Annotated in this window: 6 protein-coding genes; 4 read left to right on the top strand and 2 right to left on the bottom strand. The window is 75.3% G+C overall.

Annotated features, from left to right (window positions below; translation table 11 throughout):
• Together AOK24_RS01515 and AOK24_RS01510 are read left to right on the top strand one after the other, a co-directional pair.
• Nucleotides 1-685: flavodoxin family protein (locus AOK24_RS01515; RefSeq protein ID WP_159051766.1), on the top strand; the 685-nt coding region annotated here is incomplete at its 5' end.
• The gene (locus tag AOK24_RS01510; RefSeq protein ID WP_079056618.1) at nt 682-1,428 is read left to right on the top strand and encodes a class I SAM-dependent methyltransferase; all 747 of its coding nucleotides are present in this window, start codon (nt 682-684) and stop codon (nt 1,426-1,428) included. The genes AOK24_RS01515 and AOK24_RS01510, both read left to right, overlap by 4 nt.
• A 174-nt stretch (nt 1,429-1,602) precedes the next feature.
• On the opposite strand, the gene AOK24_RS01505 is transcribed toward AOK24_RS01510, so the two are convergent.
• Entirely contained in the window at nt 1,603-3,054 is a 1,452-nt protein-coding gene (locus AOK24_RS01505) for an MFS transporter (protein WP_055718209.1), read from the bottom strand.
• A 67-nt stretch (nt 3,055-3,121) separates the two neighbouring features.
• On the opposite strand from AOK24_RS01505, the gene AOK24_RS01500 reads away from it, so the two are divergent.
• Together AOK24_RS01500 and AOK24_RS01495 are read left to right on the top strand one after the other, a co-directional pair.
• Nucleotides 3,122-3,778 carry a TetR/AcrR family transcriptional regulator gene (locus AOK24_RS01500; protein ID WP_055718208.1) on the top strand — a complete coding sequence of 219 codons (657 nt, stop codon included), beginning with the start codon at nt 3,122-3,124 and terminating at the stop codon, nt 3,776-3,778.
• 103 nt (nt 3,779-3,881) lie between these two features.
• Entirely contained in the window at nt 3,882-6,965 is a 3,084-nt protein-coding gene (locus AOK24_RS01495) for an AAA family ATPase (RefSeq protein ID WP_055718207.1), read from the top strand.
• A 57-nt stretch (nt 6,966-7,022) separates the two neighbouring features.
• On the opposite strand, the gene AOK24_RS01490 is transcribed toward AOK24_RS01495, so the two are convergent.
• Nucleotides 7,023-7,444: TetR-like C-terminal domain-containing protein (locus AOK24_RS01490; RefSeq protein WP_206191124.1), on the bottom strand; the 422-nt coding region annotated here is incomplete at its 5' end.

Genomic DNA, 7,444 nt, shown 5'->3' with positions numbered 1-7,444 from the left:
GCCCGGGCGCATCCCCGGCGGCCCGCCGGACGCCCCGCACCGGCCGCCGGCCCCACCCCACCGGCCTGTCCGGCTCGCTGTCGTCTATCACGGGGAGGACGCCGCGACGCGGATCCTCGCTCAGGAGGCGGCAGCCGCCGCGCGGGTGCTGGGGGCCGAGGTGCGGTTGCGGCGGGTGGCGCTGGGCGGTGGGGTGCGGGACGCGGCCTGGCTGGGGCCGAGCGCCGCGCCCGCTGCGGCCGAGGACGTCGCGTGGGCGGACGCCGCGCTGTTCGGGGCGCCCGTGCGGCTCGGTGCGCTGGCCGCGCCGCTGCTGGAGTTCGTCCAGACACTGGACGGCGAGCCGGGCCCCCTGTGGGGCAAACCGGCGGGCGGCTTCGCGATCACCCCGGCGCGGCACGCGGGCGCCGAGACGGCCCTCCTCGACCTCGGCCACATGCTCCTGCACACGGGCGCCCTGCTCGTACCCCCCGGCTACACCGACCCGGCGGTCGAGGCCGCGGGCGGCAACCCGTACGGCACCTCGTGTTCCCGCGCCCCGGACGGCCTGCCCACCCCGCAGGCCCGAGCCGCCGCCGCGCACCAGGGCCGCCGTATCGCCTTCGCGGGCGACCTCCTGCGCCGCACCCCGCAGCCGTCCGCCCCGACCTCCGTCCCCTCGACCTCCATAGGGAGTCCGGCATGAGTGTGAGTGTTCAGCAGTACGACGACATCGGTGAGACCTATGAGGGGTTCAAGTCGCTGCCGATGGCCCGGTGGGCGGAGTGCCCGAGTTTCCTGGCGATGCTGGGGGACGTGCGGGGGAAGTCGGTGCTCGATCTGGCCTGTGGGACCGGGTTCTACAGCCGGCAGATCAAGCGGCTGGGCGCGGCCGAGGTGCTGGGCGCGGACGTGTCGCCGGCGATGGTGGAGGCGGCGCGGGTGATCGAGGAACGGGTTCCGCTCGGGGTGCGGTACGCGGTCGCGGACGTGACGCGGCTGCCGGTGCCGGAACGGCCGTTCGACGTGGCGAGCGCCGTGTATCTCCTCAACTACGCCGAGGACGCGGCCGAGATGGAGGAGATGTGCCGCTCGGTGCGGCGGAGTCTGGCGCCCGGTGGCCGGTTCTTCGTGCTGACGCAGGCGCCCGGTTACCGCTTCGAGGGTCCGTCGATGGCGAAGTACGGGTTCACGTACGAGCCCGTGGCCCTCTCGCCGATCGGTCCCCGCGTGCGGATCGTGGCGCAACTGGCGCCGCCGGTCGAGTTCGTGACGTCGTATCCGCGCCGTGAGGTGTTCGAGCAGAGCCTGCGGCGGGCGGGGTTCGCGGACGTGACGTGGGTGCCGCTGCACGTGTCCGAGGAGGGGATGCGGGAGCGGGGCACGGAGTTCTGGGCGGACTTCCTGGCGAACCCGCCGCTGGTGATGCTGCACTGCACGGCCGTCTGATCGCATGGCGAGAGCCTCGCCCGGTTGCCAAGCCGGGCGAGGCTCTCTTCGTGCCGCCGGGGTGCCCGGGCGGACGGCGGGCACGCGACGGGGGAACGGACACGCCAGCCGTACGCCGGTGCGGTCCCCGGCGGCACGTCCCGGCCGGGCTGCGACCCGGCCGGGATTCTCATCTCACCCGGCGCCGGCCGGCGCCCGCAGGCGGCGGGCGAGGACGAGGCCGATCAGGGCGAGGACGGCGGTGAGCCCGAACAGCGAGCCGAGGGCGACCCGGGTTCCGGCGTCGTAGTGCTCGCTGATGGCGAGCGCCGCGCCGCCGAGACCGGCGATGACGCCGGTGGCGAGGGTCTGCGCGAGCTGGAGCGCCCCGCTGAGTTCGCCCTGGCGTTCGGCCGGGGTCTGTTCCATCGTGTCGGTGGTGGAGGCGTTGAACGCCACACCCATGCCGATGCCGCCGATGGCCCAGCCGAGGACGGCGATCCAGCCCGGTACGGCGTCGGTGAGGATCGCCAGGGTGATCACGCCGACGCCGGCCAGCAGGACGGCGAAGCCGAGGACGACGCTGGTGGTGCGCCCGCCCGGGGTGGCGTCCCGTTTGGCCTGCCAGGCCGAGCCGAGCACCCAGGTGATGGCGCCCGCCGACAGGCCGAGCCCCGCCTCCCAGGCGCTCTGCCCGCGCAGTTCCTGGAGGCCGAGCGGGAGGTAGGCCTCGCTGCCGAAGTACACCCCGCACAGCAGGCCGCGGATGACCACGCCTGCACCGAGTCCGGGGCGCGCGGTGAGCGTGCCCTCGGGGGTGACCCGGCGCAGGGCGGGCAGGGCGATCGCGCAGCCCGCGACGGCGAGGACGGCGAGCAGCACCAGGTTCTCCAGCAGGAGGGCCTGGAGCAGGATGCCGGTGCCGACGGTCAGGAGCACGGAGTTGGCCAGCGGGCCCTTCCACCAGGGGTCGGCGGGGGCCGCCGTCCGCTCGGCCTGCGGGCGTTCCAGGCGGCGCAGCGCGGGCAGGCTGAGGAACGCGGCGACCGCCACGATCGGCAGCATGAGCAGGAACACCGCGCGCCAGGTGGTGGCGTCGGCGAGGGTGCCCGCCAGGACCGGGCCGACCAGTGAGGGGATCGTCCACGCCGAGGAGAGCAGGGCGAACATGCGCGCCCGCAGGTGCTCGGGGTAGGCGAGGCCGATCACGGTGTAGGCCATGGCCATGACGGCGCCGACGCCGAGGCCCTGGAGGAAGCGTCCGGCCAGGAACAGGGGCCAGGAGTTCGCCGCCCCGGCCAGGGCGCAGCCCAGCGCGAAGACGGCCATGCCGGTAGCCGCGGGGGCCCAGGGGCCGCGCAGGTCGGCGGTCTTCCCGGCGAGGACGGTGCCGATGATGTTGGCGAGCATCAGGGCGGACAGGCCCCAGCCGTAGGCGCCGAGTCCGTCGAGGTCGCGGGCGATGTCGGGCAGGACGGTGGCGACGCCGAGGGACTCGAACGCGACCATGCCCACGGACAGGATCACGCCGAGGCTCAGGGCCCGGTAGGGGCCGGAGAAGACGCTCTCCGTGCGTTTGGTCGTGCCGTCGGGCTCGGGCGAGGGTCCGCCCAGTCCTTCTGGTAACTCGTCGACATGCTGGGACATGACGTCACCTCGTGTGAGAGAATTACTTTCCGATGCGGAACGGAATCATAAAGGTAGGGGATCCCGGGTGAACACACCACAGGGCTCGGACAGTTCCGGCCCACTCACCGCGCAGCGTTCGCGGGGCCGTCCGCGCGACGAGCGCATCGACACCGCCGTGCGCAAGGCCGTGACGGAGATCCTCAACGAGGTCGGCTACGGCCGGCTGACGCTGGAGGCGGTCGCCGCGCGGGCCGGGACGACGAAGCCGACGCTGCGCAGGCGCTGGCGTTCCCGGCAGCACCTGGTGGTCAGCGCGCTGGTGCAGACGATGGGCTCCTCCCCGACCCCCGACACCGGCTGCACCCACTGCGACCTGATCGTCGGCATCCGCACCCTGAGCCACGCCTTCACGACCACCATCGGGCGCCGCGCGCTGCCCGCGCTGATCGCGGACCTCGCCGACGACCCGGAGCTGGAGTCGGAGTTCCTCGGCGAGCTGTTCCACCCGCGCCGGGCGGCCACCGCCGCCGCGCTGCGCCGGGGCATCCGGCGCGGTGACATCCGTGCCGACGCCGACATCGACCTGCTGCTGGACATGCTGGCCTCCACCGCCTACTACCGGGTGCTCTTCGGCCACCTGCCGCTGACCCCGACCCTCGCGGAGGACGTCGTGGAGGTCGTCCTCAGGGGCGTGGCGACCCCGCAGTGGCACAGCAGCCACGGGAGCGTGCACACCCCCTGAGGCCGGGGGCCTCGGGAACGACGGCTCGCACTGACCGGGCGAGACCGCGGGGCGCGGGGGGCCACCGCATGTACGGAGACAACGGGACCAGAGAGGGATTCGAGTGCTCAGCCGTGACTGTGAGATGTCCGATGTGCAAAAGACCCTGGCCTCCGCCGCGTCCGGCGCGGGGGCCAGCCTCCTGATCGAAGGGGGGATCGGGGCCGGCAAGTCGTATCTGATGCGGGCGGCCGTCAGAACCGCCCGGGCCCACGGGTTCGAGGCGATACCCGTGCGGGCCCGTTTCTCGGGCACCTCTCTGGTCCAGGACGTGCTGCACCGCCTGGAGACCTGTGCGGCGCCGGACGCCCGCCTCGACGAGGACCGGTTCGAGCGGTTCGCCGGCTCCCTCGGCCGCAACCAGCCGCTCCTGCTCGCGGTGGACGACCTGCACTGGGCCGACGGGCACTCGCTGTACTGGCTCGACCGGCTCACCGCGCGCCTCGAAGGGCTGCCGGTGGCCCTGCTCGCCACGCTCACCCCGGGCCTGGCCACCCCCCAGGAGGACCCCGCGAAGGACGGTACGGGCACCCTCCCCCGGGTCGTCTCCGACTTCCACCAGCGCACCGTGCTGTCGGGCCTCGACCCGGACGCCGTGGGCTATCTGCTGACCTCCGCCTTCGGGCGCCCCGTCGCCGAGTCCGTCGTGCACGCCTGTCACCGCGCGACCGGCGGCAACCCGCTCCTGGTCCACGCGCTGCTGCGCGAGCTGCGCCGCGCCGGTACGGACCGGGAGCCGACCGTCGAGCAGATCGCCGCGCTCGGCTCGGTGGACGTCGCCGAGACCGTCGTCGCCCGCTTCGAGGAGCGCTCCCCCGGTATCGGCCGGGCCCTGGACGCCATCGCCGTCACCGGCCGCACCGCCACCCCGAACCTGGTCGCCGCCCTCGTCGACATCTCCACCGCCGAAGCCGCCGACGTGCTCCACGTCCTCGCCCGCTGCGGCGTCCTGCACGGCAACAGCGAGGGCGGCGTGTTCGCCCAGCCGCTCGTGCGGACGTCCCTGCTCGCCGCGCTGCCGCCGAGCGAACAGGTCCGGCTGCACGCCGCCGCCGCCCGCGCCCTGCACTCCCTGGGCGCACCCGCGCACGAGGTCGTCCACCATCTGCGCCGGGCTCCCCGCATCGGCGAACGGTGGGCGCACACGCTGCTGTTCGACTCCGCGCGGGCGGCTCTCGCCAGGCACGACGTCGTCGAGGCGCGCGCCCTCCAGAAACGGTGCGCGCTGGAGGACGGGCCGGGTGATCCGGCCGAGCTCCTGCGCCGGCTGGGGCGCGCCGAACTCGTCGCGGACTCCCCCGCCGTCGCCGTCGGACGGCTGCGCGCCCTGGCCTCGCCGCAGGCGGACGACGACTCCGCCGTGGTCACGCTCGTCGACCTCGCGATGGCGACGAGCCTCACCGGGGACATCGACGGGGCCCGGCGCACGCTGGCGGCCGGGCTCAACGGGTGGGGCCGCCCCGATCCCGCGCGGGAGCCGGTCGCGGGGGCGTACGCGGTACTGGGCGTGCTCACCCTCCTCAGCGGATCGAATGGATCGGACAGTTCGGGCGGGGCTGCGGCATCCACAGGACTCAGCGGGGCCGGCTGGCTCGCCGGGTCCCTGGGGCTCGGCGGTCCTGGCGGGGCCGCAGAAACCGCAGGGCCCGTGGGCCTCGGCGGGGCCGCTGAAACCGTGGGGTCCGTGGGGTCCGTAGGTCTCGGCGGAACAGCAGGGTCCGTAGGACCCGGGGGATCCAGCGGGGCCGCAGGGGCCGTGGGACTCGGCGGCGCCGCAGGGTCTGTGGCACTCGGCGGGTCCGGCGCGGCCGTGGCAACCGGCAGGCCCGGGGAATCCGGCGGGTCCGGCAGGCCCGGTGGTCCCGGCGTCGGTGATCGTCCCGTGTCCGCGCTGCTCGCCGCCCAGGCCCCCGTCCGTACCCCCTGGGTGCGTCTCGCGCAGGCGGCGTTCGCGGCGCTGGCCGCGCTCCAGTGTGGCGGGCAGCGTGCGGAGGCCGTGCGGCACGCCCGTGCCGGGCTCGCCGAGCCGTTCGGCCCCGACGAGCTGCCCACGCTCCCCCTGCGGCTGCTGCTCACGCAGGTGCTGTGCGGTGCCGGGGAGCACGACGAGGCGCTCGCCGTGTGCCGGACGCTGGCCGCGACCGCCCGCGAGGAGGCCGCGCACACCATGGCCGCGCTCGCCGAGACCGCGCTCGCCGCGTGCTGCCACCGGGCGGGGCGGCTGCGCGAGGCGGTCCGCGCGGCCCGCGCCGCCCTCACCGACGGCCCGCCCGGACCCTGGCTCGGCAGTGCGCTGGCCCGCTGCCGGCTCGGCGGCATCCTCGTGCACACCGGCGACCTCGCGGGGGCGCGCCGGCTGCTCCTCGACGAGCAGGCCCTCGCCGGACTGCCCGAGACGGCCCTGCCGTCCCTGCTGCTGCACCGGGGAGAGCTGCACGCGGCGCTCGGCCACCCGCAGGCCGCGCTCGCCGACCTGGAGGAGTGCGGCCGTGCCCTCCAGGGCGCCTACCAGCACGAGCACTTCCCGTGGCGGGGCGCCGCCGCGGTCCTGCACGCCCAGGCCGGTGACGCCGCCGCCGCCGAGCGCCTGGCCCTGGCGGAGCTGGAGGCGGCCCGCGCCTGGGGCGCCCCGCACTCCGTCGCCGCCGCGCTGCGCACCCTCGCCCAGGTCACCCGCAGCGGGCAGCCCCTCGCCCTGCTGTACGAGGCGGCCGAGCTGCTCCAGGGTTCGGGGGCGCGGCTGGAACTGGCCCATGTCCTGCGCGGTCTCGGCCACGAGTTACGTCGCATGCACAAGGCCCGTGACGCCCGCGAGCAGTTGCGCGCGGCGCTGGCGCTCGCCGAGGAGTGCGGGGACCGGGGTCTGATGGAGGCGCTGCGGGAGGACCTCGCGTCGGCGGGGGCGCGGCTGCGGCGGGGTACGGAGACGGGGCTCGACGCGCTCACGCCGGCCGAGTACCGGACGGCTCTGCTGGCCGCCGAGGGGCTGACGAACCGGGAGATCGCGGACCGGTCGTACGTCACGCGCCGGACCGTCGAGCTGCATCTGAGCCGGGTCTACCGGAAGCTGTCGGTCTCCGGGCGCAGTGATCTGCCCGGTGTCTTCGGGGCCTCGCCCCGGCTGCTGGCGCTCAAAGCGGCGTCGTGACCGCGCGGACGGGGGCGCCGCGCGGTGTCGCGGGGCGCCCGGTGTCCCGTACGGCGCTCAGCGCGCCGTGTCCTGCCGGTCCTGGCAGGACTGCCGGGTCAGGAAGGCCAGGACCAGGTCGACGCTCTGTCCGGTCACGTCCGGGGTGACCGGGCCGTGGCCGAACAGGGCCCGGTAGTAGAGGGGTGCGGCGAGGGCGTCGAGGACGAACTCCATGTCGAAGTCGGCGCGGATGTCGCCGCGTTCGGCGGCGGTGCGCAGCCGGCGGGCGGTGGAGGCGCGGCGGGGCTGGAAGACCGAGTCGAGGAACTCCCGCCGCAGTTCGGGGTGGCCGGCGAGGTCGGCGACCAGGGCGGGCAGGACGCGGCTGAGGCTCGTCGAGGTGAACGCGTCGCCGAGGGTGCCGACGCCGGTGAGGAGGTCGGCGCGCAGGTCGCCGGTGTCGGGGGTCGGCTCCTGGCCCAGCGCCGAGGCGACGG

The organism is Streptomyces niveiscabiei, assembly GCF_001419795.1.
In the GTDB taxonomy this organism is placed as follows: domain Bacteria; phylum Actinomycetota; class Actinomycetes; order Streptomycetales; family Streptomycetaceae; genus Streptomyces; species Streptomyces niveiscabiei.
The sequence above is the reverse complement of the archived record's forward strand: the minus strand, read 5'-3'. Positions and strand labels throughout refer to the sequence as shown.